The sequence below is a fragment of the Bacteroides sp. Marseille-P8574 genome, from assembly GCF_902825465.1.
In the GTDB taxonomy this organism is placed as follows: Bacteria; Bacteroidota; Bacteroidia; order Bacteroidales; family Bacteroidaceae; genus Bacteroides; species Bacteroides uniformis.
On record NZ_CADEBE010000002.1, the window covers coordinates 711,584 to 737,407 of the forward strand.

Sequence of the window (25,824 nt, forward strand, 5' to 3'; positions counted from 1 at the left end):
GGAAGGTAGGTTATTCCTGCCGTTCCTTGTTGTAGTAGGTCTGCAAAAGCCGTTCTATATCGCTTTGGCGGTAGATTATTTTGCCTTTTATCTGAATGTAAGGGATAACGCCCGTATCTCGCCATTCTTGCAGCGTGCGGATGCTTACTTTCAGATAGTTGGATGCTTCCCGGTTACTTAGAAACTTTTCACCGTTCAAATGCGGTCTGCTTTCCTTTGCCAGTCGGCTGATACCGTCTAACATTCTATCCATAGATTGAAAGAACTCTTTTATTAGTTCACTATTGCCGTTTATCAGTTCCATATTGACATATTAATTTATAGTTAGCTTGAATGATTGGTATATATATGTTCAATTACGCAGGTAATCGCCATAGTAAGAAATAGAAAGGCTGTCTTTTGCCTTGTCATAGCCGATATAAAGCCGCTTAAAGGCTGAAACAATAAAGTAACGGCTATCTTCTTTCTGTATCTCGTAAGTGGCAGGTTGCGCCTGTCCGTTATCCGATACATGGAGCATCGAAAGGAGATACTTTTTCTTACTTGGGTATATCATTACCGTAGGATGAAGATTTAGACTTTCCCATGTGCCGACAATAGACGGTAGGGTGAAAGATTGGTTTGCTTCTGAATTGACATCTTGTTTTCTTTTCATAAGGCGATGCTTATTTGTTGGTTGGTATATAGTTGTTTTTCTTTCCTGAAACTTGGTTTACTGTACATTCTGCAATCAGTCTTTCAATATCGGCAGATTTATAGTACAGTTTATTACCGATTTGGGAGTAACCCAGTTTGCCGCTGTCCCGGTAGTTTTGCAAACTTCGGATGCTGATACCGAGCAGGGCGCACACTTCACGACCTGACAGCCATTTGTTCGGCTGGTGGGTATTCTCTCTGCAAATCCGTTCTACCTGACTGACGAAACCGGAGAACCGCCCACATACTTGTTTAAAAGTCTGTTCCTCAATAGTTACAATATTCATACGTCTTTCTCTTTTGGCTGGTTGAATATTCCTTTTTGCATTTCTTCCCGGTAGAGAGCCGAAAGAACATCATTGTGTGTACTTAAATGTTCTTCCAGTACGTTATCAATGAAATTTCCGATGCTTACCTGTTTGCCCGTAATCACTCCTACAATCTGCGTGATACGTTTTTGTATCTCTCCACTTATGTACACGCTTTGACGGTTACAAACTGACCGTTTTTTAAGGAACACCGATTTATAGTTTTCCCGTTCCTTGCTTGCTGTTTCCTGTAATGATTGTTTTTCTTTTTCCATGCCTTCAAATTTTAATAGTTTATAAATAACTTGATTGATTTCTGATACTGATTGAAAGGGAACAAGCCTATTTTATAGCAATATTGCTATACTTCTAAACGGTTCTCAAACATGGTTTAAAGCCATATTCAAACCTTTTTTGACTGCCTTATATATTGCCATCATTCAATCAATTTTCAGCAAAGAAAAGGGTAAAAACAGATGCTTTTAAAAATGGGGTTACTTTGTCCGTTTATGTCACAATTTGGCGTAATAGGGCATATTTCAGAGGTAAATTGCTGTCTGTAATTTTGTAACCAATAAACAGATATAGGAGGAAGCCAAACCGCTTGCTTTTGCAATCTGACCATAGGGAAGATTTTTGTTATCACATGATAACAGCAAGTTGTGTTTTGAGGCCCGCACTTCGTTTTTTGTGCCTCAAAACCATGCCACCTTAAAAGGTGGTTGGTTTTACTCCGAAGTCGTAAAACCAGTAAATAATTATCATTATGGAACAGAAAAAGAAGCCATTTAACAAAGGTGGGCGCAAGCCTAAACTTGACCCACGAACACACCGCTATTCTCTTAATTTGGACGATGTGGAGAACGCCAAGTTCTTAGCCTTTTACGACCAATCAGGCTACAAGGTAAAGGCGCATTTCATTAAGAACTGTATTTTCGGGAAATCGTTTAAGGTGCTTAGGATTGATAAAAGTAAGGTAGATTATTACATCCAACTCTCCCAACTGTTTTCACAATTCAGGAGCATAGGCATACTGTATAACCAAACAGTGAAAGAACTTCATTCCAATTTTGCGGAAAAGAAAGCATTTGCCCTGCTTTACAAACTGGAACAATACACTGTTGAATTGGTAAAGACGAACCAGCAGATTATTGCGCTTACCAAACAGTTTGAAGCATCTTATAAGGAAGAGGGGGTAATATCGGCAGAAAAGTAAATACAGGCTTGCCAAAAGAAAAAACATCCCGGAACTGCCACGTGTACAGCTCCGGGATGAATTTCACTCTTACTTATTCGCTTCCGTGTTCTTTCTCGAATTTTCGGAGCGTGCCCACATCGAACCGTTCCTTTATGAACTCACGCACATCTGAAGCCCGGTAATAGGCTTTTCCGCTAATCATCATAAAGGGCAGCAGTTTCTTGCTTCTCAATCTCTGTAATGTCCGGGTACTGACTTTGAATAGCAGACATAAATCCTGATTATCCAAAAGTTTGTCATTCGGCATTACTTCGGGGTTGGTCTGCAATGACTTTACATCTTTGCCTACTTCATCCAGTTTATCAAGTAGTTTTTGCATCCAGTCTTTGAACTCGTAATTATCTACATACATATTGCTTCATTTTTCTGATTATACATTAAGATTCTCAATCGATTGATGAAGCAAAGTTCAGAAAAGGGAAGCAAACAAATTACAGGGTAGCATACGCTACCCCGTATAAATTGATATTAAACGCCTGATTATCTATACCCTTTATTTTCGTGTTCTTTGCGGATAAGGTTTGCCAATTCGTTAAGGAACTCTGTTAGTTTTGTTGGCTTTCGCTTGACGACATCCATGTACTTTTGGTGATAATCACCCAATTTGATATTGAACAGCCATTCAAAGGCTTTGCCTAAGTCCGTCAAGTGAACAGGTTTTCCATTCTGATATATTATACGTTTGGAGAGGAATAAACCACTGACAATTTCCATGATATTGATAAGGTTTGTCTTGTCTGTCAAATGGAGAGGAGAAAGGAATAGCTTATTTACGTGTTGCTGAAACTGTTCCGGATATTTTATGCGCAGTTTGATAATACGCATTTCATTATTTAGTAATCCTATTGCTTCATCAATTAAATGCAAGTAGGGCATTTTTTTCTTGCTCAAACCGCACACGATACGATTTAAGTCGATGCAAACCAAAGGAGAAATAACGAAGTAAAACGCTATAATCCTGTTCGTTGAAACAGAAATCAGCTAAATGTGTTGCCAATTCCTCAATAGCTTCTGTAAATTCTGTTACAGAAACTTTACGCTGCGAGCATTCCAATAATAATTGGAAAAATCTCTCTTGTAATATATCTTTCATATACTTATATTTAATGGCTATCGAATTGATAGCTTTATTTACTTACTTTTATTAGTTTGGTTAGAAGATATATAACCTTTTAATTGTGCCAGATTAGGAGTTGTAACAGCATATTTTACACCACTATCTATTATATCATCTATCATTTGCCTTATTTCAGCAGGAGAATGATTTATATGTCCATCAAACATAAGTTGCAGAGCATCATTGCTATAAATTTTCTTAGCTATTGGCACACTGATAAATAGAGGTAAAAGATATAATCTGTTTGCTTTTTCTGTTTTAGGATTGATACCCATTCTTTTACAAATAGCTAAGCCTTCCCGAATAGCTTTCATTGTAGTTTTAACAATAGCCGTATTCTCTATAAATTTAGAGGCACTTCCGGCACTCATTATTCCCGCTGAAAGACCGGCAGCGACAGCATAATGTGTTATTAGCCATACTAATATTTGATTAGAAATAACAGGTTTTAAGTCTGCTTTATCCAGTGCTACAAAAAGTTTTTCTACTCGTGGAGTTATTCGCCCATCTTTTTCCCCTAATGGGGTATTGGAATATTTTAAACCTGAAATGGCACAATGTATATTTTTATCTTCTTTTCCACCCCCGACCATAAAAGGAAAGGCAAAAAAGTATTGTTCAGGATTGAGATATTTATCTATTTCAGTAAAAACATCCCAGTTATTTTGGAAAAATACAACATTTGCTTTTCCTGCTGACTTTGAAAGAGTTGGCAATATAGTTGATAATTGCAATTTATTGGTGGAGACAATAATATATTCAAAATCATTGTTTGACGAAAGTTCGTCTATTATTGTAGGCTTAAAGATTACATCTATATCTTTTCTTGCTTTCCCTCTAAAGTCAGAACAGATAATTTGAATGCCATTCTTTTGTACAAACTCTTTTTGTCCTTTACGCACCAATACAGTAACGTCACATCCTGCTTTGGATAATTGCCAACCATAAATACAACCCACTACGCCAGCACCGTATATCAATATTTTCATAAAGCGATGTTATTAAGTTTTTTATTGTCGTTGATAAATACAGAGTTGAATACCGATAGATTTTCGGTATAAGTATCACAAATATCAAGTAGTTGTTTAGGGGTATAGCCCGTGAACATTTTAAACTCCTTTATTAAATGTGACTTATCATAATATCCACAATCATAGGCTACTTTACTTATACTGATTTGTGGAGTTAATTGCAAAATATTGAATGTCTTTCTAAATCGTGTGATTTGGATAAAATCTTTTGGATTTAGTCCTACATATTCAGCGAATATCCGTTTAAATTGCTTATATCCTAAACAAGCCGTTTGAGATAGAACGGATATATTTCCTTCTCCTTCATTGATATTTTGAACAGTAGTCATCATCCTGTTGGCATTGCATGGAATATTTTTAGATAGTCTATTTAATAAATATTCTTCTATCAATCTAACCGTTTGATAAGTATCAGATGCTTCATTTATTTTCTCTTCCAATTCTACCAAATAGGTATTGTCTAACAAATCAATACTTATGTTTTGATTGGTAAATTCTTCCATAGGATATGGAAAAAACATCCTGCATCCGATAGGCTGAAATAGGATAATAACCATATCCAAGAAAGAAAATTCTATGTCTGAATAAGTGCTGATTTGCCCGCTTATATAGGATTGTGGCTGCGTTCCCTTATGAAAAGAAGAAATAATTTTGTTTCCTTTATGAAAAACAAGTGCTACACAACCTGCCGGGATAGAACGTTGAAAGCCTTGCTTTACATCATCTATCCTTAAAAACCAATATTGCTTTATATAAGGAGCGAGCAATTTAGTAGGTTGTATTACTTGAATTTTCTCCATTTTGCCTTAATTATCAGGCAAAAGTAAGATTTCTTAGATTGATATTAGGTGTAAAAAAGGGACATTCTAATAAAAAAGTAATAAATGTGATAGGACTAAAGCTTAGTCTATGTTCTTCATAGGGTTATTAAAAGCAAAATAGTAAAAAGCAATTCCTTGCCATCTTAAAAAAATATTTTTCAACAATCTTCTTTTCAGCAAAATGTATTATATCGAATCGTATTTACGAAAGTAAGTTTATACTATGGTCTTTTGTTCTTATATCTAAAAGCTTTTATTTAATATAACTAAGTTTGTATTAGTCCATTTTAAAGGTCAAAGCCAATTGCGGATTCTTCAGTGGATAAAATGTTCCAATAATAATAAAAGGATTAGTACCTACATTATGAAATTTCTTGGTTGTTCCTAAGAAAAAATATATATCTTTTTTACACCATTCTGTGAAATATTTCTCTTTCACTTTTTCACATGCGACTTGTTCATTTCCATTAGCAGCAGCAAGGCAATTCCAATAAAGCATCCCTAATTCCCAATCTTCAATCATGAGTTTTCGTTCTTTACCATCTTCTGATATAAACTTATATGAGAACTCATAAGGCAATTTTTTAGCTACTTTGAATATTCTTTTAGTTTCTTCTACATCAAATAAACTATGTTGGGCTTGATTGGCATATACAACATCTAATTTCTGCTTATTCCATTCTCTTGTAGATTCTTCCCAAACAAAATCAATAATTCTTTGAGGTTTAAATACGGCTAATGATGTTCCTATTTGAGGATTTTTGGCTTCTTCAATAAGCTCAGCCATATTATAACGGACATGTTTTAAAACAATAGACTTTCTTTTTGCCCAGCCATTTTTTGTACCAATTTCTCCTACTATTTTTATTTCATTATCTATATTTGCAGGACGAAAACTTTCTTTCCTAAAATCACTTGTGTTTTTAACCAAATCAAGTTCTATCCACTGCCATTTACTATATCTCTTATCATAACTTAATTTACGAAAAGGAATAGGATATATTCTTATCCAAGTGCCATCTTCCAAGAAACCAGCAGTACAAACTAATTCATCGTATTTTTCCGATAAAGTAGGGTATGTTTTTACAGCAATTAGAACTCGAGTTGTAGGCATGTTTTATAGATGTTTAAGGGTGTAAGTTATATCAGGTAGTTGCATTAAATATTTCGCAACTCTTCCTCTATGGCATTGTTTGTGACTTTCTTCAAAGCAAGTTAAAGCTACACGTTTCTCTGTATCAATCAATTCTCGGACATATAAAAGATAATCCCAATTTTCTTTTAGGGTAGATTTTTCATATGACTCAAAAAGAATTTCATAATCTTTTTGTGATTTTAAATCTTGTCTTTGTTCTGATTCTATTCCCAGTTGCGGTATATGGATATATTTTATACCTACTCCTGTACATGCTTTCTCTAATTGACTTTTTGAAAATCCATATTTTTGACTATAGGCATTTTTACGGACATCACAGAGAATATGTACATCATTCACGAGGAGAATATTAATGTATTTTTCTAAAGAGCGTCCTTCATATCCTATAGTGAATAATTGAGGCTCTGTAAAGGTTCTTTTTTGCTTATCTATTACAGCTAATTCTTCCTCATTTAGCAAATTAATTGCTATTGTACTTTTTGTTGCGTAATAAGGATAATTGATATAAGTGTAACGAATTAACTCGTTTTGAGATAGACAACCAAATTTTTCTTTTATTTCTTTTATAGCTTGCTGTTCAAACATATCAAGCATCATCAAATAATTATTGGGTTGACAAATTTGTATTCTACGACCATTCTCGCTTTTTATAATACTTAAGTAGCCCAATTTAGCTAATGTCATTATATCCTGATTTGCTTGGAATGAAAAACAACCATAGTAATAAGGAATAAAATCAAATGCTTTTTCCTCTTGTTTCCTTGTAAAAAGAAACAAATATTTCTGAAGTTGTTTGGCAGTTAAATGACCGCCAAATGCTTCAATCAATGCTAATAATATTTTTCTTCTATAATATAACATATTGCAAAAGTAAGAAAACTCTCTGCATTTTCGTGTTAAATATGGCTCTTTTATTTTATTACTCTATAATAAACACCTATCTTTGCATCAACTCAAACAACCACCGTAACACCAAGCAATCTAAAGAATTACACACGTGGGGTTATTAGTGGGAGAAAGAATTAAGAGCTTGCTAAGATATTGAGTACGTGAGGAGTAGAAATAAGGTTCATCTTCCGTACGCACCGCAATAAATATTGATAATCAATAATTTAAAGATTTTACTCCCATTTTTACACCCAATAATGTAAAATTGGGAGTTTTTTTTATTTGAGATTTACTACTTTGGTTGTGATTATATCAATAGCCATGTTAAGTTGATTATCTTCCCCTTTCAAAAAATCAGTGAAATCCGATTTTACTTCTATGTCTGGTAATATTCCAGTATCATTGAGTTGTGAGCTTTCATTTGTAATATAAGCCTTTGCGCTTATCATAGCTTTATATTCACAAGGTAAATCGATGAGCATAGGTTCTCCTATACAGCCAATAGTTGGTTCTCCAACAATAACGGCACGATTGTTTTCTTTCATTAGTTGCACAAAGTCTTCAGCGGCAGAGCCAACATATTGTCCAGACAAAATAACCATAGGTTGGGTTAGCTTTAAAGAGTCCGGAACTCCGTTTTTATAAGGTGGGTAATGAATTTCTTCCATTGCCAGCCCCTTAAAGTATTCTTCAAACTTCTTGTCTGTTGAGCCATACCCTTTATACGAAGCTATATGTTTTCTGGTTACCCATTTCCCTTTATTCCGAAATTCCTTTCCGGGCATTGAACAATACGCCAGTAAATACCAAGCTTGGTCAGTTCCTCCCCGGTTTCCTCTGACATCAACAATAAGCCCTTTGCATTTCAATAACTTTTGCAGATTTTGATAAAAGATTTGTTGGATTTCTCCAACTTTATTTCCATCACAAGTTGATAAGTGCATATGTGCAATACTGTCTTTCAAGTATTTGATTGTCATCGGAACAGTATAGGCTGTGTCAGCCATTATGATTTCCTTTTTGTTCTGTAAATGATTACGTGTAAGTTCAATATCCTTCTTTTCACCTTTCGGTGTCTTTATTGAAAGACGAACTTTAGAATTAATTTTACCGTATAACATTTCAGTTACCGCCTTGTCGAATTTCCAATGCGCAGTGGACGCACCTATATATTGGTAAACCGAATCTATTAGAAAATCCATTACTGGTATTCCATTTACTGCGGTTATTTCGCTTTTTAGAGGTATTGATTTTAGTATTTTTCTATCTATATTTTTCACGTAAATGTGCTTCCCGATGTTTGATGTTATGATAGAGGGCATATCATAAGGCAGCTTTTGAGGGGGAATGATACGTGTATGGGCTTCGTTCATATTTGCCATAAAAGAAGAAAGGATGCGATAATATTCATACTCATCTTTTACATTTTCTATTTTAGGCAAATAATCTAAGTACAGGCTGTCTAATCTGTGCTTTTGAAAATAAGATGGAAAAGCAAAATTATATTCAAGTTCCTTCCAAATCATTGATAACGAATATATGCGTTCTGTTTTACTTGGAAAGTTGTCTTGAGAAAAGATATTCAGTGGAAATGTAATACCTAATGCAAGTAATGCGATTATAAGCTGTTGCTTCATGAACCCAAATGATTTATTAGATGAGAATAATATATTTGCCAAATATAGTGAAAGTACAATTCATTAACAAGCATAATTGCATTTTTATTTTTCTACGCGGAAATTACATTCTTAACCCTCTTTTCGGTGTGTTTTCCTCTTTTTGGGTGTGGCTTACACCCAGTTTCTCTTTGAGTTCTTGGAATTTCATCCTGAACCATTCAAGTATCGGCATACCGTCAATGCATAGCCTGAATTTCCCATTCTCCTGCGGGTTTCTCTCTACAGTTGCCGTTGAGTGCTCTGTCCTGAACCTCTCCTTGTGTCCTTTCGAATAGAGCCTGCCTTTAAACCCTACGGGCTGCAGGCTGACGATTCGCCTTGTCAGTTCCTCGGTAAACCCCACTTCCCGGCATTGTTCGGCTATGGGCAGCAGTTCCGTTACGATAGGGAAATAGGTGTCTATCTGTTTCAGCCTATTGTCGTACCCTGCAATTTTCTGCTGGTAACTTCGGTCTATCCTGATTATCTCGCTGTTGTGTCGGTTCTCCATGTTCTTCTGTTCCCTCTGTTCGGCTTGTACCTGCTTTTGCAGCTTCACAATGCCCTGCCTCAAACCCTCATTCTCCGTTTCCAGCCTCCTGACCTTGCTGCCTCCCAAAATAGAACTCACCCCGTCCGCTATGGCTGTGGTGGCGTTTACCGCCGCATTCTTCATCTTCTGCGTGTTGATTTCTCCCTTGACCTTTTTCAGTTTCTTCTGCGCTTCCTCTTCCAGCCCCAGCAGGGTTTCTATGTTCTCCTGCAGACTGTCTTGTTGCTCTACCAGCTCCTTGTAGTATTGCATGGTGGAGATGTGTTTTGCCAGCGAACCGTCTATTCCTCTTTGCAAGCCATATTTGCCCATGGCTTGTGCGTAGGTGTCCTGATAGTGTTTAAGCTTGTGCCTTGCCATGACATCATCAGCACACAGCCGCACGTCCTGCGTGCTCTTCTTGCGGTATTTCTTTTTCCCGTTCTGTTCTTCTTTTTTGGCTTTCCTGCGCTCCCCGGTCACTATCGGTACGATAGTGGCGTGTATGTGCGGTGTCTTTTCGTCCATGTGCAGAACTGCCGACACGAGGTTCCGCTCCCCGTATGTTTCACGGAGCCATTGCAGGCTGTCGTTGCACCATCCGTCAAGCTGTCCGTCCGCTTCCATTTGCTTCATGTCCTTGTTGCTTCCGGTGAGCAGTACCCGGATTGCCTTCACCTGGTTGGTACCCACCTTGCGTCTGATACCTGCTGTCTCTATCCGGTGCGCTATTGCCTGTGTGCGGTTCCTCACTCCTTCGGGGAATTGCACCAATTCCCGATTCAGGTGCGTGCGCGTTCTGTCCGCGTTCTTGGGGTGGACGGTGCGCTCTATGTGTGCGGACATCCTGCTGTCCGTACCCTTTGCTTTTTCCAAATGCAAAACTGCATATCCCATAACTGTAATATATTTTTCGGTTAATACTTCCCCTGCCTTGTTCCCATGCCGCATGGCTCCGGGGCTTCAAAAGGGGCGGCGTCCCTTTTGCTCATTGGGGCTTTTTTAGCAATGCGTGCATTGCGTGAAGAAAAAGCCCTAATGAGCTATGGCTTTTTTAAAGCCTTCAGCCGACTGTGCGGTTACATCCTGAAACCTCTGCCTTTCCTCTCCGGCTGTCTTGCCTGCCGTTGTTCTCTTTCCGGTTCCGGTTTCTCCTGCCGCCGTTCCGCTTGTCCTGACCGTTTACCACAAAGGAAGTCGTTCAGGTCGTTGTAGTCTCCGTATATGTGTGATGCGTCCCGGACACGCATTCCGTATTTCTCCCGCAGTTCCTGAACGGCTTCCATTCCCGCCTTGTCGTTGTCAAGAAAGCAATGGATGCGTCCGTAACCGCCCAAAGGTCGGATTGCTTTGGATAGGTTGGAAGTCGAGTTCAGCACGATGTAGTCCTGCCCGTCAAGGTCGGGACACCTTTCCAGCCGCAGGGTGAGGAAGGAGAGGTAGTCCATGAAGCCCTCGAAGAGGCAGCAGGTCTCCCTCGTCTGTTCCTGCCGTATGTGGGTGATGTCCTTCGGTGCGATGCACCCTTTAAAAAACTTGTTGCGTATCTCGTAGCCTCCCGAACGGTTGGGGAAGCCGATGGCAAAGTATGGTTTGCCGTCGGTCAGATAGCGCACTTCCCTGCATTCTCTTTTCGCCAGCTCCGTATTTATCCCCCTCTGCCGCAGATAGGAATACAAGGCGGGGGAAGAGAGCGGCACCACCTCCAACTGTTGGAAGCTCGGTTTTGAGAGTGCCTGCTTGCCAAAAGAAAAGGAGACCGGATGCACACCGGGCGCCTGCTCCGCTATCCGTTCCAAAAGGTAGGGCAGGCTGTCGGATGCGTAGAGTTCCTGCGCCAGTGCGATGATGTTCCCGCCCCTGCCCGCGCGTAGGCTCGGTACAGAACGCCTTACTGCCTTTCGGCAGTAGGTTTTCCCGTACCTGCCCCCAAACCGTACTTGCATGTCTCCACGCATACGGCTCTCCGTTGATAACATGACTTTATTTAGCATGGCTGTGTATTTTGGCATAACACTTTTCACAGACAACCAATGTCTTCCTATGCTTTTCAAGCATCAGCCTGTCGCATTCAGTTTTTCCTTTAAGCTGATTTAGCTTTCTGACATGACGCATGACTACAGGTCCGACTTTTCCACATAATTCACATGTTCTCGCATCCAATCGCTCAGTAAGTGTCGGCTGTGGAATTGCGATTGTGTAGGATAAGTCGTTTACCTCCGTATAGTACATTGGTGGTTTACGTTTGAATCCCTCATTATAGAATTTCCTGTACCGTAATTTACCTTTTGCATCCTGATATGGCACTATAATGTCATTCCCAACCTTATATTTGTCAATGACTTTGCTTACAGTGCTATTGGTTTTTCCTGCAATGGTATGGTACATACTGTACTCCATGATGTATCCAAACTTTGAGAGCGCGTATGCCACGTTGTTGGCAATGCAGTAGTAGTTGTAGAACCCTCTGATTTCAGAGTTATATGCCGCCACTATGTCCTCGATTTTCTTCTTCATAAGATTGCCTCTGAACTTTGCAAACCAAACTTGTCGGCCATTTTCTACCTTGTATCTGATGGCGATGTATTCTTCCAGTTTGTTCCGCACCGTTTCTATGGCGACCTTTAGGACTATCTTACCGTTGTAATAACGGGCTGGCACATTGTTCTTGTCCCGCTTGATAGCATCAGACTTACGGACTGAAACATCGAAGCCAAGAAATTTCGCGGGCTTTTGTGCGTTTGTTATCAATGTCTTTTCCTGTGACAGTTCCAGCTTGAGGTTTTCTTCCATATACTTGGTAATGTCCGACTTGATTTTAACGCACTCTGCCTTGCTTCCGATAACACCAATGAGGAAATCATCTGCGTATCTTACGTATCGAAGCCTTCTGTATGTTTCATCCATACTGTCTCTGCTCTCAATCTTTTGCCTTTCACGTCTCAGTTTCTCATACTCATCCCTAAGCTGTAATCTGACATCTGCATCCTGTATGTTCTTGATGCTTTTAAGGATGCGTTGCATCTTATCGCTAAGTTGCTTGTATTCTTTGGTGATGTGTCTTTCTTTTCCCTTATTGAAGCGTAGGGCGTATTCTTCCATATACTTGTCAAAATTATCAAGATAAATGTTTGCCAGTATAGGACTGATATTACCGCCTTGTGGAGTTCCCTTGTTTGTATTATGAAACTTCCAGTCTTCAATATATCCCGCATTCAACAACTTGCGGATAAGCCTTAGAAATCTATCATCGGCAATCCGTTTCCGCAAAGTTGCAATCAATACATTGTGGTCTATGTTGTCGAAGAATCCTTTAATGTCTCCTTCCACAAACCATTTTGTACCTGTAAATGTCTTTTGGATATGGGTCAATGCGGTATGGCAGCTTCTGTTTGGTCTGAATCCATGTGAGGTGTTTGCAAACACCTCTTCATAGACGGCTTCAAGAATCATGCGCACCACCTCCTGTACAAGTTTGTCCTCAAAGGAAGGAATTCCAAGCGGTCTTTTCTTACCGTTTTTCTTGGGTATGTATATCCTTTTTGCCGGATTAGGCTTGTAAGACTCATCTCTCAAAGATGCAATGACTTTGTTTATTCTTTGAAGACTCATCCGATTGATGGTTTTCCCATCCGTACCGGGTGTCATATTGCCTGGTTTGGCGTTAATACGCTGGTAAGCAACATGAAACATTTCCTCATTGAATAAGATACGGTACAGCCTTTCGAACTTGTAATCCGAAACTTTACCATGCTTGTTTAAAGCTTTTAATACTTGCTCAGGACTTCTCATAATGTCTCACACATTTTCCATTATTTGTATTAAGTTATCTAACTGCTTCCCTTCGCCATGTACAAGGCTTTCCCTTGCTCGGACTACTACGGAAGCTCCGTTCCCATGTCAGATATTCAGGGTCCTATGCCCATAGCCTTACGGCATTCTGATTTAGGGAATCCCCATTTGCTTTCACAATAACTGTTTGGCTCGGCAGACTGTCGGATGCGACTTACGTTCCTATTCCACTTATTGTGGTTGCTCTGAAGCCAGCTCCTGCTCCATTGTAATTTCGGTTTACATGGGGTGCTTCAGCCCGACGTGAATCAAATACCTTTCGTCGGGGCTGGTACGTGTGCAGCAGAACTATCGTTCAACCAATCAGGCTTCATCCTTGTGTCTGTCTTTTCCTCTCGCCATGCAGTCGCAGCTTGGTATTTAGCTGACTAATGACTTTACCGACATGCTTTTGTCACCTTTGGATTTCTCCTCCAGCTAAGTCGTTGAGGATAGGTCTGTTGAACTCTAACCTAATCTCTTGCCATAGAGATATTTATTGTGTAGCCTATATGGGCGCATCAAAATCGTACCATAGATTGCGTTCCGTGTTGACCTTGAAGGACGGTTCCCGTTCATTCCTGAATGGTGACTTGTACCATAGGCTGTCGCCCTGTTTCCTTACCGGGTCGTAGCCGAGACTGTGCAGATATTCCTCTATGCGTATCTGTTTCGCTTCATTCGTATTCATGTAGGTTTCTGTTTAAGTGGATATTGTTTTTTTCTTTTCGCCCGTACCTTTCCGTATATTACGGGCTGTATCCACTTTACTTTATTTCCGTATATATATGGTACGGGAATAAAGTAAAGTGCTTTTATCAGCAACCGGAACACTTCACTTTACTCTGACATATATATATACCCTGACTAAAGTAAAGTGGTTTCCGGTCTGTGCCGCTAATAGTGGAAGTCAGGGTTGAAGGTGTATTTCCTGCCGTTCTCCTGCACTATCATCCGCTTGCTTTTGAGTACGGTGATGAGTTTTACCACCTTGTTGTCTCCAAGCGTGACACCGACAGAGGCGTATGCTTCCTGCAAGGCTTCCGCAAGTTCCTGATAGCCGTATTCGTCTTTCAGGGTGAACGCCGCTTCCAGTGCGATGCGGTGCTGCCGCTCGGTGATGTCCTTGTACGGGTCGAACTTCTCTCCTTGTCCTTGAACAGGTAGTCTTCCAGCAGCTCGGGCAATGCTTCCTCATTGATGCGGAATGCGAACGGTTCGAAGTCCACCGCCCTGATATGTGCGGTTTTGACCGTACTTATGTCGGGATTCTTGCTGTCCTTCTCCACTTGCAGCACCGTTTCCGCCTTGTTGCTTAGCTCGGTTCCGATGTGCCCCCTTGCGTTCTCGTCCCCCTTGTTCTGGTGCAGTATGGTATGGATGTGGATGTTCCTTTCCCCCGTCCATGTCATCAGCAGGGAGATTACCTTCGTGGATTCGCCGGGGCTGTTGATGTCGTACACCATGTCCCGTATTCCGTCGATGATTACCAGCCCGACGTTTTCAGTCCGGTAGATTGCCTCCCTCACGATTGCTATGCGCTCTTCGGGCGTGTATTTCCGCAGGACGAGGAACTCGAGGTTCTCATGGTTGCTGCCTGTCGGCAGTCCCGCCATGCGCAGGCTGCGCCTTGCCACTTTCGCACAGTGGTAGGAGCTCTGTTCGGTGTCCACATAGAGTATTTTCCGCTTGTTTTCGGGCAGTTCCGCCGTATAGTTCAGTACCGTCCCGTTTTTCAGCGCAGCCGCCACGATTGCGGAGACGTTGAATGTTTTCTTGCTTTTGGCTTTTCCGATTGACGCGCTGAAGTTTCCCAGCGTGCCGATGACGGAGCCCTGCACTTTCAGGATTTCGGGTGCCTGCTCATAGTCTTCCGAAAGGTCAAGCCGCGAGGCATGCCATAGGATTATCGCCTCTTCGGGCGTGATGTTTCTTTCCTTGTTTTCCATATGGCACCTCCCTATCTGCGTCCCCCGCTTTTACGTCCTGCCAGTTCCAGTGCCATGTCCGCATCGACGATGATTTTGCGCCCTATCTGCGTAATGGCTCTGTCTATCCTCCCGCTTTTCTTGATGCGGTTTGCAGTGGGTATGCTGCACCCGAACAGACGGGCTATGCCGCCTATCCCGTACACGTATTTCTTGTCCTTGCCGGCTGCTGGCTGGGCTGGCTTCGTTTCGCTTCCCTGCAAGGCATGGCGGTTCAGGAATATGAACTCTTCGCCCGTCATCTGCCATACGGGCTTTGATAAAAGGTCTCTAATTTCCATATCAGAATGAAATTAACGTTTGTACTGTAAGCCCTGCGCATGGGCTTTTTACCTCGTTCGAACAGTGCAAAGTTAGTTCCGGGTACGGGTGGTAAGGATGTGGATAGCGTGATTGGGGTATCACGCTATCTTATTAAGTATCAGTAAGTAATAAAAGGTGGTAGAAATTATTTTGAGTGGTAAAAGTGGTCGTGTCGTGGAATGTCGGGACATATCACCGGCTATCGGAATATTAACCGCATTTCCTTGGCAAATTCCTGATTGCTGTCACTGGCTAAATCTGTACGGGGAACGGGTGCCTTGTATTTGGATTTGTAATATTTTATGTCTATATCCAGCAATCTCATGATTTCATCCTTCCACTTCTCTCTGTCCTGATTGGAGAGGGTCTCACTCATGAGGAATATCAGGTAGCATACACGCGCCTTTTCTCCCGGTCTTATCTTCAGCCTGTTCCTGCATGGCTGCAAGTTCATTCCGGCGTAGAAATCGGCTTCGGGAACGGCTTCAAACTGTTTGTCGTTGCATTTCTCATAAATGGCTGACAGCAGTCGCATGGGGAAATAGGCGGGTGGGCTTGCCGGGGTGGTACCGGATGAGGGAATTTCCTTTTCTTCCCCCTCCTTTTTCTTTTGGTCGGTCAGGTATTTATCAAGGATTGCCAATAGTGAGCCTCCCAGCCTGCAAATGTCCCCGCAACGGTTTTGCAGGCATTGCAGGGCTTCCCGTCTTGCCTGCTCCTTCTGCCTGTACAGTTCATCCAGTTTGGCTTTCTCCTTGTCGTATTCCCGTTTGCATCGGTCGTACCTTCTTTCCAGCAGTTCCTCTTCCTGACGGTCGTGTTCCCTGAAACCTACTGCTTCCAAAGAGCCGTTAGCTGCCATGAGTTCTCGGTAATATCCGTTTGTGACTTTCATCTGTCTGTCGATGCTCCAGTCGAAGCGCTCTTCATGCTGTCGGCAGACATATCCGGTATCGAGGCAGTCAAAAAACTCCTTGCAGGCGCTGTAAGTCGAGATGTTGCTCTCAATCTCTCGTTTCAGGCTGTTCAGCAATATGGAGAAGTGCGCGGCGTCCGCTTCAAGCATGAGGCTGATAAGTGCGGTTTCAAAGGTCTGCGTGTCCCCGTACTCTCTGTAAAAATCAGAAATGAACTGTTGCTTCTCAAAAGAGAAACTGCCGCCGGACATTATTTCGGTGTATATCTTGTTGAGTTTCCCGTAGCGGGGTATCATTGATGTTATTCTTTCGTCCATAGTGTGATAGTTACAGTTGGTTGAATTTGCTCATTGCGTTCGCCTTCACGTCATCGGCTATGTCTATGTAGGGCTTCATCGCCTTGTAGTCGCTGTGCCCCGTCCATTTCATCACCACTTGTGCGGGGATGCCCAATGCCAAAGCGTTACAGATGAATGTCCGTCTTCCGGCATGGGTGCCCAACAGCGCGTATTTGGGTGTGATGGTGTCTATACGTTCGCTGCCCTTGTAGTAGGTCTCGCTTACCGGCTCGTTGATTTCCGCAAGTTCTCCCAGTTCTTTCAGGTAGTTGTTCATTTTTTGGTTGCTGATGACCGGGAGCGCCTTGTGTCCTTCAAACTCCACGTCCTTGTATTTGTCAAGTATCGCCCTGCTGTGGTTGTTCAGTTCGATGACAAGGCGGTCGGCAGTCTTTACGGTGGTGATTTCTATATACCCGTCCCGAATGTCGCTCCGTTTGAGGTTGTACACGTCCGAATAGCGCAGCCCGCTGAAACAGCAGAACAGAAAGACGTCCCTTACCCGTTCGAGATATTGCTTGGTCGGGGGTATTTTGTAGTCTTTCAGCTTGTTCAGTTCTTCCCATGTGAGGAATATCACCTTCTTTTGGACGCTTTTCAGCTTCGGGTTGAAGCTCTCGTAGGCGTTGTTCATGCAGTACCCTTTCTTGGTGCACCACCGTAGGAACCATTTCAGGTAGGCTATCTGCTTCATGGTGGACGTGTTGCGCAAGCCTTCCACATCCTTGAGGAAATTCACATAGCTTGTCAGCTTGGGTTCGTCCAGTGCCTCGAAGGTCAGTTCCTTGTCGAACTTCTCAAGGTGTTTCCTCACTGCGGCGAACTTCTCATAAGTGGCATCAGACCAGCCGTTCTGTGTCCCGCATTCCTTGATGAACTCCCCGAATACCTCCATAGGTGCGAACGTCAGGGGCTTCTGCTGTTCTTCCTCCCTCTTTTCGCTGTGCAGGCTGTTGAAAGCCTCCTTTACTTGTGCGGTGGTAGGCATGGTTCCCTGAACCTCAAACTCCTTGAAGATGTTCTGTATTTCCGTATAGTAGCGCAGCAGGTCGGTATTGATTTCGGATGCGCTCTGTTTCAGCTTGTTGGTGCAGCCCGGCTTTACACGTTGTTTGTCTGTGTCCCATTTGGCTGCGTCGATGCGGTAGCCCGTTGTAAACTCGATGCGCTGGCTGGCAAATATCACACGCATACGGATAGGCACATTCTCCACGATTGGTACGCCGTTCTTCTTCCGGCTTTCCAAAGAAAAGATGATGTTTCTCTTGATATTCATATTCGGGTGTAATTAAATTAACACCCAAATATACACCCAATTATTGAGATAACAAAAGATTTTAGGTGATATTTTACGATATATACCAATCATAATAAGCTGTTTATTAGTAGATAGTTACAAGTTTATGATATTTTGTAAAATCGCAGGTTAAAGTACCTTACGCACCGCGAATAAGAAACTGAGCAGCAATGAATGGATAGATCGCCCCCTGGATAAGGGTAAGACCTGAAGAAGATATAGGCAGAATCCATAATATCCCATACTTTTTATCACGGAGGTTTTATGATAAGGATTTGGGAATTATACATCAAGCTTCTCCACATTACACATAGAACATCAAGGGAAAAAGTACCCACATCCGGAGAGTAAAAGCCACACTTCCGACACTGCATGCAACGGGATTGCCCCCTTAAATGCAGTATTTGTACGAAGAAAGTGAAGAATAAGCCCTAAATCGGTGTTAATAGATATTAGGGTAAAAAAGCATCGTTAAGTTCTTACTATCAGAAATTAAATCTGTAAATGAAAAGAAAAAGTAGTGCTGTCAATTACATCTTTATTTAAAATTGGATGCGGGCTACAACTGCATGTGTAAAATAGGATACTCTTTACCTTCTCCGTCCAAATCGGACCTTTTGTATACGTTAAAGCCTATATATTTATAAAAACCGACAGCTTGAATATTCTGCTCGTTCACATCGACTTTCGTTACCTGCAAATGATTTATGGCATAAGTAACCAGTTTTTTCCCAATTCCTGTGCCTCGATAATTATTGTCAATAAACAACATTTCAAGATTTCCTTCTGCAATTCCCATAAATCCGATTAAGATTCCCTCCTGTTCAAATCCGAATAGAGTGACATACTGAAAATATACCGGAAGCTGTTCCTTATAGTACAGAAAATCTTCCTCTTTAAGAAAATCATGTGTACTCAATACTGCACTTTCCCAAATTTCCATCAAACGTGGATAATCCGTAACTTTAATTTTTCTAATCATAATTGTAATTGCTATTTAAAGCCGCAAAGTTCGGAACTTATACATTCAATGCACTGAACCCAGGTTAAAAAATACGTTTACGGATTCTGCTTAGTGCTTGCGGCGTGATACCCAAATAAGAAGCTATATCTTTGAGTGGGATATAGTTTAATGTAATGCCATATTCTTCAATCATCTGTAGATAATACTGTTCAGGAGAATATTTAATCAAGTCGATATTTCTTTTCAAGAGTTTATTCAGTAGTATGGCATTCAAATCTTCAAATACGGTTTTCACCTTAGGAATAGCAGTATACAGTTCATCTACTCGCTTCTTGTCTATTCGGTAAATAACGCTATCTACAATTGTCTGCACATTAAATGCAGATTTTGTTTGTAAGGTAAAAGATATGTTCGACATTGAAAACGTACCTTCTTTACAAAACCAAAAAATCTGCTCTTCCCCTTTATGATTCAAAAGCCAACAACGTAACATCCCATCATAAACGAAATAACTATATCTTTCTATTTCTCCTTCCTTAATCAAAAATGTATCTTTACCAATCAATATCCGCTCAAAATATCGGTCAAATAACTTAGATTCCTCCAAATTAAAAGTATTGATGCTAAAATTAAATTCTTTAAGCAGTTTTTCTAAAAGCATAATATTCACTGACTATAGTTTTCATAAGTTTTGACAGCCGATTTTTATTCCACAATACCAAAATGAACCAGAGCGTTCCGGATACCATGCTCATCCACCGTCTCCGTTATATAATCGGCAACGCTTTTCACAGCCTCGGAAGCTCCTCCCATAGCTATTCCCATCCCGGCTGCACGAATCATGGAAATATCATTCCCACCATCACCAAAAGCAATGGTTCCTGAAACATCAAATCCATAATAGGAAGCAAACTCATTGATACCCATAGCCTTGTTTACTCCCGTCACATTGACATCCGCAAAGAAAGGGTTCCATCTGGAAACAGAAAGTCCGGGAAGTTTTGCCATAACTTCTTTTTCCATTTCTTCATCACAATATATGCATAACTGACAGCATCCGCCTCCCATAAATTCCTTTTCAATGTCTGCCACCGGCGGTGTAGGGTGGTTGACCAGCCTGGCCAATTCGACGACGGTCGGATTGAGTTCGTTGACAAAAATACCTTTATTCGTTTCGATAGCCAGAGCAAACCCATAATGTTGAGCCAATACCAGTACCCTCTGAAAATCCTTTTCGGGAATCTGTTTACGAGATATAGGAGTGCCATCTCTCAGTACACAATCGGACCCATTCAAAGCTATCACTGCATCGTATGGAATCTCTTCAAGTTCGTGAAGATCGGTAAACGCCCTCCCAGTTGCTATTATGATTTTTATATCGGATTCATGAACTTGCTGCAACGCTTCGATAGCCGACTGCGGAACGCGGTGAGTGTCGAAACTCACCAATGTTCCGTCTACATCTAAAAATATAGCTTTGGTCTCCATTATAAAATATTTTGGTCTAATAAATTATATATATTTCCCTCATCTCAATTTTATGAATATCTATATTCATTCGGTGTAACTCCCGTTGCTTTCTTAAACACCAGACTGAAATATTGCACACTCGGATAGCCCAGCCGACGCGCTACGGCAGCAGGTGTATTACCGCCTTCCGACAACATCTTCCTGGCCGTATACAAGCATTTGAGCTGAAAATGTTCAGCCAATGTCTTGCCGGTTTCAAACCTCAGCAAATCATCAAAGTAAGCCGTCGAAAGATTCAGTCTTTCGGCACAGCACCCGGAAGTGGGCAGCTTCCCCTCCTGCAACTTTCCGGAAGTGATATATTCATCCAATATCCCTTCCATTTTCCCTAGAATCATCCTGTTCTTATTCTCACGGGTGATAAATTGCCGCTCATAGTAACGTGAGCAATAATCCAGCAGCAATTCGATGTGACGGGACAGAATGGTATTGCTATGCGTATCAATGGAATGATGAAGTTCATCCTCGATATTCTCAAGGCAACACGTCACTTTGGCCGTTTCGCGCTGTGACAGATGCAACGCCTCCTCTTTGCGGTAGAAAAAGAAAGTATAGTTGTCGATATGATTCTTTAACGTAGTACAAAGCAATAAATCGGGATGAAATGCCAGCAGCCAGCCTTTGTCCGGAAGCGTATTATTCTTGTTCATCCGGAATATCTCGCCGGGAGTAAGAAATACCATCGTAGCATTGGAATAATCATAATATTTCCGCCCGCAACAGTCGCATCCCCCTTCACAATCCTCTATCAGCAGGATAGCATAGAACTCAAACTTCACGGCATCCTGATACACATTAGGATTTTCCAGATTAATAATGCTTACCTGGGGATGCAGCGTTTTGCATCCCAAACACCGGTTACACTCACATACAGTCTTTATGTCCAATGTATTGTCTTTCATCACCTATAAAGCCATTCTCAATTATTGCAACTTCAGATATCTAAAATCGTTAAGGATATGTTTTCCAAACGTTCACAATATCCCAATTACAAAATTAGAGGAAAATCCGGATACTTTCACTACCCTTATTACGGATTATATAACCTTAGTTACTGTCTTTATATCTGGTTACGTGACTTCATCTCCAGATACTTGTTTATCACATCGACAGAAAGATTCTCCGGTGTAGTCAGTAAAGAACAGATGCCGTGCTGCTTCAAGGTGGAAACAATCAACCGCTTCTCAAATACAAATTTCTCGGCAATGACATGACGGTAATAACCTTCCGTATCTTTTGCAGGCGTGGCGATGTACTCTTCCAAATCGGTATCTTCAAAGAAGATGACAAGCAACCGGTGCTGACGGTTCAACTGCTGTAGATAAGCCAGTTGGCGGTTCAGGCTGCTTATACCGGAAAAGTTGGTGTACAGCACCAAAAGGCTCCGTTTGTTGACATGCTTGTTCAAGTGTACGCACAATGAGGAAAAGTCGGTCTCCCCAAAAGTAGTCTGCTGGCTGTAAAGGTTCTCCAATAACGCCTGCATTTGTCCGGGCTGTCGGGAAGCGGGGATAAATGTATCAAAGTGCTCGTTAAACGTCACCAGTCCGGCTTTATCCTCCTTCCGCATGGCAACGTATGAAAGGACAAGGGAGGCGTTGATTGCATAGTCGAGCAAAGTCATTCCGCGAAATGCCTGCTGCATAACCCGCCCCTTGTCTATCACATTATAGATTTGCTGGGAACGTTCGTCTTGATAGACATTGACCATGAGTTCGTGCCGCCGGGCACTCGCCTTCCAGTTTATCGTGCGGTAATCATCCCCTTTCACATACTCCTTTATCTGTTCGAACTCCGTATGATGCCCCACCCTGCGGATGCGCTTTATCCCCAGCTCGGTCAGGTTGTCACTGATGGCCAGCAGCTCATACCGATGAAGCATCAGATAGGACGGATATACCTTGACATCCTGAGGAGCACCGCAAGTATATCTGCGGGAAAGCAGTCCCATCCTGCCTGCCACAAACACCCGAATCCGTCCGAAAGAGTAAATCCCCCGCCGCGTGGGACGCAGATGATAGGTAATCGTCCTGCCCTCACTCGCCCGGAGCTTCATCCTGAAATCAACATTCCGCAACTGGAATTCAAAAGGAATCTCATCCACCACTTCCACAGCTACCGGATACGGATAACTGCTCTCCACACGTATGTTCACAGCGTTCTCATCTCCGTTGGAGAAACGGGTAGCGCACTGACGGAAAGCCCGGATGCCACGAACGCGATAGAGCATAACCCCATCCACCAGCACCGACAAGGCCAGGACAAACAGCGCCCACTGCCCGATTGTAAAGAACGGAGCAAAAGCATACCCGATACCCATCAGCAGGATAATCAGCACAAGAGTCATATAGAAGCGGCGGCCCAGTCTCATTTCGGAACTTCCACTTTATCAATCAGACGTTGCGTCACTTTTACCGGTGAATAACCTTCCATCTCGGCTTCTGCCGTCAATATCAGGCGGTGCTGAAGTACATACGGAGCAACGAACTTTATGTCCTCCGGTGTCACGAAATCACGTCCTTGCAACAGTGCATACGCCTTCGAAGCCTGCATCATTGCCACAGATGCACGTGGAGAGGCTCCTAAATACACAGCTTTGCTGGTACGCGTCTGTTGCACTATCAGCGCGATGTATTGAAGCAGTGTACGATCCACAAACACCTGCTCCATCAGCCTGCGCAATGACAGCAGTTCTTCCTTTGTAAGGACAGGCGTCAGACTATCCAGCTTCACCAGCGAAGCATTCGTGTGGTGAAGCTCCAGAATATCCACCTCCTCCTCCAACGAAGGGTATCCCATGGTTATCTTCATCAAAAAACGGTCCAATTGCGCTTCGGGCAATTTATAAGTACCCTCCTGCTCCACCGGATTCTGGGTTGCCAGAATCGTATAGAGTTCTCCCATCTGATGCGTGGTGCCGTCAATGCTGACCTGCCGTTCTTCCATAACCTCAAACAAGGCGGCTTGCGTCTTGGCAGGAGCACGGTTTATCTCGTCCACCAGCACGATGTCGGCAAATACCGGTCCTTGATGGAAGTCAAAGTCATTGGTTTTCATGTTGAAGACCGTAGTCCCCAACACGTCACTCGGCATCAAGTCCGGAGTAAACTGAATGCGGCTGAAATCCGCCTTAATCAAACGGGCAACCAGACGGGCAAGCAGCGTCTTTGCCACCCCCGGCACTCCCTCCAGCAACACATGGCCGTTTGCCAGGACAGCCGTCAGTACCAGGTCCACTATCTGCTCCTGCCCCACTATGACCGTAGCAATCCGGTCCTTCAACGCTTGTATCTTCTCGGAAAAGAGAGTCAAGTCCACCCGTTTTTCTGTGTTCTCTTCCATAAATATCTTCTTTATATATGATTGATTATTTCATTCATTTTATCGACAAGCCGTTTCATCTCCTCCTCAGAGATGCTGCGCCCTCCGTACACCACCGGCCTCACCTCGCGGATGAATGCGGCAATTTCCCCCGCTTCCATACCCGTCTTCCGGGCAATCCTGCCGAAAGAGCGCTCATCCTCTGCCACTTCCTCCACATCCACTTGCATTTCCCTCCTCAGTTCCTCCGCAAAATAGAGATATTTCTTGCGGACTAAGTCAGCATGGTCCTTCTTCTGATAATAAAGGGTACCTATCAACTCTGCAAACTCCAAAGACTTATTCTCCGGTTCGCGGATAACGGGAATGGCACGCTGCTTCCTACGGGCTGTAAATATCATAAAGAGCAGGATGGAAACCATACTCAAGTACAATGCCCAGCGAAGCGGAGGCTGCGAAAGGAAATAGCGAAAAGGAGACATCTGTGCCTGGGCTGTTTCTTTCATATAGCCTTCGGTACGGACAATGGGAAATCCACCCATTTGGGACAATATACGAAAAAGATAAGCCGCATTCTTCCCATCCAGCACACCATAGTTCGTAAAAAGCAGGGGAGTGGAAGCCAGTATAACCTCCCCCTTTCCCCAAGAAACTGACATGGCAACCGGATGAGCAGCTTCTCCGGTAACAGTTTTTTCCGCCAACACTTTACAAGAAATGGAATCTGCAAAGAAATAAGACTGGCAAAGTTGGGGATAGAAACAGAAAGTCTGCTGCGGATAAACCGCCGAATCCCCCACCCAGCACAAACTGTCTTTCGAGAGCAATGCAGTGGCATATTTTTTCAAAGCCGACGGACTGAAATAGGAATAGCTGCACTCAAATCCCAGCGTATCTTTCAAAATACGGCTGAAAGAGCTCCCCGCCAGCATAATCCGGTCTCCCCGTCCCGCCATCTTCAACATCGCCTCCACATCTACATCCGTCAGATGCAGGTTATCGGTAACAACCAGTATTCCGCGGCGAAGCGTCGTATCTTCCTGCTCCAGCTCATAAAAAGTCTTTCTCGACAACGAATATCCCTTCGGCAACGATGAAGACACCAGGCTATCGAACACGGCACAGCCGAACGGTTGCTTGTCATAATGGCTGAACGTAGGGTTCCAGACAAACTTCTTCGGCAGACGGCACTCTATCGCAAACATCAACACCAGAAAAGCAATGATACCGGCTATAAACCAATGGTTCCCCTTCATGCCATCCCTCCTTTCTCCACTTCTTTCTGCAAATCCCGCATCGCATGGAACAATGTTTCGGTCGCTTCAAAATTTCCGTAACGTACCCGTAGAAAATGGCTGGTCATTTGGCGGAAAGCTGGCAGACGGACTTCATAGATATATTGTGTAGGCGTTTTATATAACTGCCAGTCTATACGTTTTCCATCGCTGAGCTGTTTCAGCGTCTGCAGATAGAGCAAACGCACCGCCTCCCGATAATCCGTCCGGACAAGCGCATCGGCAATTCCCTCCGCAAAATCCACTCCATAGATGGTATCCTCCCCCACTGTATAGGGCAGGGTACTCTTGCGCGAATGCATGAACAATTCCGGACGCTTCTTGTACACAAACCAGATGACCAATACAAGGATAAGAATGGCAATGCATATCAACACGACCTCCGAATATTCTGCCACCAACGTATTCCCGAATATCTTGTCCAGCAGCTTGCCGAACCATCTGCTGAACCACTCAAGTACATTAATTTCGGGAGCTATCAGCTCACGGCTGTAAGCAAACGCCGGGTCGGACTGCCAAACGGCAATCTGTGCAGTATCACAAACCAGTGTATCAGCCGGAACCATATTCATAGT

At 42.6% G+C, this 25,824-nt stretch carries 27 protein-coding genes and 2 pseudogenes; 1 reads left to right on the top strand and 28 read right to left on the bottom strand.

What is annotated here, in order from left to right; genetic code table 11:
* Positions 1–10: 10 nt before the first annotated feature.
* From HUX74_RS15550 to HUX74_RS15565, 4 genes are read right to left on the bottom strand one after another with little or no spacing between them, the layout of a single operon-like run.
* The gene (locus HUX74_RS15550) at positions 11–304 is read right to left on the bottom strand and encodes a helix-turn-helix domain-containing protein (protein ID WP_174646978.1); all 294 of its coding nucleotides are present in this window, start codon (positions 302–304) and stop codon (positions 11–13) included.
* Between the two features lie 48 nt (positions 305–352).
* On the bottom strand, positions 353–655 hold the full coding sequence (locus HUX74_RS15555; protein WP_118289989.1) for a DUF3876 domain-containing protein: 303 nt from the start codon (positions 653–655) through the stop codon (positions 353–355).
* A 10-nt stretch (positions 656–665) separates the two neighbouring features.
* Positions 666–983, bottom strand: coding sequence for a helix-turn-helix domain-containing protein (locus HUX74_RS15560; RefSeq protein WP_118289988.1), 318 nt, complete (start codon positions 981–983; stop codon positions 666–668).
* Positions 980–1,279 carry a DUF3408 domain-containing protein gene (locus HUX74_RS15565; protein WP_129698111.1) on the bottom strand — a complete coding sequence of 100 codons (300 nt, stop codon included), beginning with the start codon at positions 1,277–1,279 and terminating at the stop codon, positions 980–982. The genes HUX74_RS15560 and HUX74_RS15565 overlap by 4 nt, the downstream gene beginning before the upstream one ends.
* Before the next feature lie 491 nt (positions 1,280–1,770).
* Between HUX74_RS15565 and mobA the strand changes: the two genes are divergently transcribed.
* On the top strand, positions 1,771–2,220 hold the full coding sequence (mobA, locus tag HUX74_RS15570; protein ID WP_174646979.1) for a conjugal transfer protein MobA: 450 nt from the start codon (positions 1,771–1,773) through the stop codon (positions 2,218–2,220).
* Positions 2,221–2,293: 73 nt separating this feature from the next.
* Here the strand turns inward: mobA and HUX74_RS15575 are convergent, their stop codons facing one another.
* From HUX74_RS15575 to HUX74_RS15690, 24 genes and pseudogenes are all read right to left on the bottom strand, one after another.
* A complete protein-coding gene (locus HUX74_RS15575) occupies positions 2,294–2,614 on the bottom strand; it encodes a helix-turn-helix domain-containing protein (protein WP_174646980.1) in 321 nt (106 codons plus the stop codon).
* Between the two features lie 128 nt (positions 2,615–2,742).
* Positions 2,743–3,162 carry an RteC domain-containing protein gene (locus HUX74_RS15580; RefSeq protein ID WP_174646981.1) on the bottom strand — a complete coding sequence of 140 codons (420 nt, stop codon included), beginning with the start codon at positions 3,160–3,162 and terminating at the stop codon, positions 2,743–2,745.
* Positions 3,116–3,355 carry a hypothetical protein gene (locus HUX74_RS15585; RefSeq protein WP_118289985.1) on the bottom strand — a complete coding sequence of 80 codons (240 nt, stop codon included), beginning with the start codon at positions 3,353–3,355 and terminating at the stop codon, positions 3,116–3,118. Before HUX74_RS15585 ends, HUX74_RS15580 begins: the two co-directional genes overlap by 47 nt.
* 38 nt (positions 3,356–3,393) lie before the next feature.
* Positions 3,394–4,368 (bottom strand): ketopantoate reductase family protein, encoded by a 975-nt coding sequence (locus tag HUX74_RS15590; protein WP_174646982.1) that lies wholly within the window; start codon positions 4,366–4,368, stop codon positions 3,394–3,396.
* Entirely contained in the window at positions 4,365–5,210 is an 846-nt protein-coding gene (locus HUX74_RS15595) for a helix-turn-helix domain-containing protein (RefSeq protein ID WP_118289983.1), read from the bottom strand. The genes HUX74_RS15590 and HUX74_RS15595 overlap by 4 nt, the downstream gene beginning before the upstream one ends.
* 298 nt (positions 5,211–5,508) lie before the next feature.
* Positions 5,509–6,345 carry a hypothetical protein gene (locus HUX74_RS15600; protein WP_174646983.1) on the bottom strand — a complete coding sequence of 279 codons (837 nt, stop codon included), beginning with the start codon at positions 6,343–6,345 and terminating at the stop codon, positions 5,509–5,511.
* Between the two features lie 3 nt (positions 6,346–6,348).
* Positions 6,349–7,215, bottom strand: a complete 867-nt coding sequence (locus HUX74_RS15605) for a DUF488 family protein (RefSeq protein ID WP_229094952.1) — start codon at positions 7,213–7,215, stop codon at positions 6,349–6,351.
* Between the two features lie 338 nt (positions 7,216–7,553).
* Positions 7,554–8,912, bottom strand: coding sequence for a S41 family peptidase (locus HUX74_RS15610; RefSeq protein WP_174646984.1), 1,359 nt, complete (start codon positions 8,910–8,912; stop codon positions 7,554–7,556).
* 103 nt (positions 8,913–9,015) lie between these two features.
* Entirely contained in the window at positions 9,016–10,362 is a 1,347-nt protein-coding gene (mobV, locus tag HUX74_RS15615) for a MobV family relaxase (RefSeq protein WP_174646985.1), read from the bottom strand.
* 182 nt (positions 10,363–10,544) lie between these two features.
* Positions 10,545–11,459: a toprim domain-containing protein gene (locus HUX74_RS15620; RefSeq protein WP_174646986.1), complete on the bottom strand. Its 915-nt coding sequence runs from the start codon at positions 11,457–11,459 to the stop codon at positions 10,545–10,547.
* Complete coding sequence (locus tag HUX74_RS15625; protein ID WP_174646987.1) at positions 11,449–13,257, bottom strand: reverse transcriptase/maturase family protein; 1,809 nt, start codon at positions 13,255–13,257, stop codon at positions 11,449–11,451. The genes HUX74_RS15620 and HUX74_RS15625 overlap by 11 nt, the downstream gene beginning before the upstream one ends.
* Positions 13,258–13,813: 556 nt before the next feature.
* Positions 13,814–13,987: pseudogene (locus tag HUX74_RS15630) on the bottom strand (DNA primase); the annotation flags it as partial.
* 206 nt (positions 13,988–14,193) lie between these two features.
* Positions 14,194–15,245 (bottom strand): annotated as a pseudogene (locus tag HUX74_RS15635) (AAA family ATPase).
* Between the two features lie 11 nt (positions 15,246–15,256).
* Complete coding sequence (locus tag HUX74_RS15640) at positions 15,257–15,565, bottom strand: DUF3853 family protein (protein ID WP_122140564.1); 309 nt, start codon at positions 15,563–15,565, stop codon at positions 15,257–15,259.
* A 221-nt stretch (positions 15,566–15,786) separates the two neighbouring features.
* On the bottom strand, positions 15,787–16,821 hold the full coding sequence (locus HUX74_RS15645; protein ID WP_174646988.1) for a hypothetical protein: 1,035 nt from the start codon (positions 16,819–16,821) through the stop codon (positions 15,787–15,789).
* Positions 16,822–16,831: 10 nt separating this feature from the next.
* Positions 16,832–18,118: a site-specific integrase gene (locus HUX74_RS15650; protein WP_174646989.1), complete on the bottom strand. Its 1,287-nt coding sequence runs from the start codon at positions 18,116–18,118 to the stop codon at positions 16,832–16,834.
* A 580-nt stretch (positions 18,119–18,698) separates the two neighbouring features.
* Complete coding sequence (locus tag HUX74_RS15655; RefSeq protein WP_138345388.1) at positions 18,699–19,121, bottom strand: GNAT family N-acetyltransferase; 423 nt, start codon at positions 19,119–19,121, stop codon at positions 18,699–18,701.
* 64 nt (positions 19,122–19,185) lie between these two features.
* Positions 19,186–19,764 (bottom strand): Crp/Fnr family transcriptional regulator, encoded by a 579-nt coding sequence (locus HUX74_RS15660; protein WP_005832383.1) that lies wholly within the window; start codon positions 19,762–19,764, stop codon positions 19,186–19,188.
* Between the two features lie 44 nt (positions 19,765–19,808).
* The gene (locus tag HUX74_RS15665) at positions 19,809–20,591 is read right to left on the bottom strand and encodes a Cof-type HAD-IIB family hydrolase (protein ID WP_174646990.1); all 783 of its coding nucleotides are present in this window, start codon (positions 20,589–20,591) and stop codon (positions 19,809–19,811) included.
* Positions 20,592–20,641: 50 nt separating this feature from the next.
* Positions 20,642–21,535, bottom strand: coding sequence for an AraC family transcriptional regulator (locus HUX74_RS15670; protein WP_138345384.1), 894 nt, complete (start codon positions 21,533–21,535; stop codon positions 20,642–20,644).
* A 158-nt stretch (positions 21,536–21,693) separates the two neighbouring features.
* Entirely contained in the window at positions 21,694–23,004 is a 1,311-nt protein-coding gene (locus HUX74_RS15675; RefSeq protein ID WP_119962080.1) for a DUF58 domain-containing protein, read from the bottom strand.
* Complete coding sequence (locus HUX74_RS15680) at positions 23,001–23,975, bottom strand: MoxR family ATPase (RefSeq protein WP_117600335.1); 975 nt, start codon at positions 23,973–23,975, stop codon at positions 23,001–23,003. Before HUX74_RS15680 ends, HUX74_RS15675 begins: the two co-directional genes overlap by 4 nt.
* 11 nt (positions 23,976–23,986) lie before the next feature.
* A complete protein-coding gene (locus HUX74_RS15685) occupies positions 23,987–25,210 on the bottom strand; it encodes a DUF4350 domain-containing protein (protein WP_117965320.1) in 1,224 nt (407 codons plus the stop codon).
* Positions 25,207–25,821: a DUF4129 domain-containing protein gene (locus tag HUX74_RS15690; protein WP_117689197.1), complete on the bottom strand. Its 615-nt coding sequence runs from the start codon at positions 25,819–25,821 to the stop codon at positions 25,207–25,209. The genes HUX74_RS15685 and HUX74_RS15690 overlap by 4 nt, the downstream gene beginning before the upstream one ends.
* Positions 25,822–25,824 lie beyond the last annotated feature (3 nt).

Coding starts and splice junctions, on each gene's coding strand:
- HUX74_RS15550 (WP_174646978.1), bottom strand. CDS start 304: ATGGAACTGATAAACGGCAATAGTGAACTAATAAAAGAGTTCTTTCAA.
- HUX74_RS15555 (WP_118289989.1), bottom strand. CDS start 655: ATGAAAAGAAAACAAGATGTCAATTCAGAAGCAAACCAATCTTTCACC.
- HUX74_RS15560 (WP_118289988.1), bottom strand. CDS start 983: ATGAATATTGTAACTATTGAGGAACAGACTTTTAAACAAGTATGTGGG.
- HUX74_RS15565 (WP_129698111.1), bottom strand. CDS start 1,279: ATGGAAAAAGAAAAACAATCATTACAGGAAACAGCAAGCAAGGAACGG.
- mobA (WP_174646979.1), top strand. CDS start 1,771: ATGGAACAGAAAAAGAAGCCATTTAACAAAGGTGGGCGCAAGCCTAAA.
- HUX74_RS15575 (WP_174646980.1), bottom strand. CDS start 2,614: ATGTATGTAGATAATTACGAGTTCAAAGACTGGATGCAAAAACTACTT.
- HUX74_RS15585 (WP_118289985.1), bottom strand. CDS start 3,355: ATGAAAGATATATTACAAGAGAGATTTTTCCAATTATTATTGGAATGC.
- HUX74_RS15590 (WP_174646982.1), bottom strand. CDS start 4,368: ATGAAAATATTGATATACGGTGCTGGCGTAGTGGGTTGTATTTATGGT.
- HUX74_RS15595 (WP_118289983.1), bottom strand. CDS start 5,210: ATGGAGAAAATTCAAGTAATACAACCTACTAAATTGCTCGCTCCTTAT.
- HUX74_RS15600 (WP_174646983.1), bottom strand. CDS start 6,345: ATGCCTACAACTCGAGTTCTAATTGCTGTAAAAACATACCCTACTTTA.
- HUX74_RS15610 (WP_174646984.1), bottom strand. CDS start 8,912: ATGAAGCAACAGCTTATAATCGCATTACTTGCATTAGGTATTACATTT.
- mobV (WP_174646985.1), bottom strand. CDS start 10,362: ATGGGATATGCAGTTTTGCATTTGGAAAAAGCAAAGGGTACGGACAGC.
- HUX74_RS15620 (WP_174646986.1), bottom strand. CDS start 11,459: ATGCTAAATAAAGTCATGTTATCAACGGAGAGCCGTATGCGTGGAGAC.
- HUX74_RS15625 (WP_174646987.1), bottom strand. CDS start 13,257: ATGAGAAGTCCTGAGCAAGTATTAAAAGCTTTAAACAAGCATGGTAAA.
- HUX74_RS15640 (WP_122140564.1), bottom strand. CDS start 15,565: ATGGAAATTAGAGACCTTTTATCAAAGCCCGTATGGCAGATGACGGGC.
- HUX74_RS15645 (WP_174646988.1), bottom strand. CDS start 16,821: ATGGACGAAAGAATAACATCAATGATACCCCGCTACGGGAAACTCAAC.
- HUX74_RS15650 (WP_174646989.1), bottom strand. CDS start 18,118: ATGAATATCAAGAGAAACATCATCTTTTCTTTGGAAAGCCGGAAGAAG.
- HUX74_RS15655 (WP_138345388.1), bottom strand. CDS start 19,121: ATGATTAGAAAAATTAAAGTTACGGATTATCCACGTTTGATGGAAATT.
- HUX74_RS15660 (WP_005832383.1), bottom strand. CDS start 19,764: ATGCTTTTAGAAAAACTGCTTAAAGAATTTAATTTTAGCATCAATACT.
- HUX74_RS15665 (WP_174646990.1), bottom strand. CDS start 20,591: ATGGAGACCAAAGCTATATTTTTAGATGTAGACGGAACATTGGTGAGT.
- HUX74_RS15670 (WP_138345384.1), bottom strand. CDS start 21,535: ATGAAAGACAATACATTGGACATAAAGACTGTATGTGAGTGTAACCGG.
- HUX74_RS15675 (WP_119962080.1), bottom strand. CDS start 23,004: ATGAGACTGGGCCGCCGCTTCTATATGACTCTTGTGCTGATTATCCTG.
- HUX74_RS15680 (WP_117600335.1), bottom strand. CDS start 23,975: ATGGAAGAGAACACAGAAAAACGGGTGGACTTGACTCTCTTTTCCGAG.
- HUX74_RS15685 (WP_117965320.1), bottom strand. CDS start 25,210: ATGAAGGGGAACCATTGGTTTATAGCCGGTATCATTGCTTTTCTGGTG.
- HUX74_RS15690 (WP_117689197.1), bottom strand. CDS start 25,821: ATGAATATGGTTCCGGCTGATACACTGGTTTGTGATACTGCACAGATT.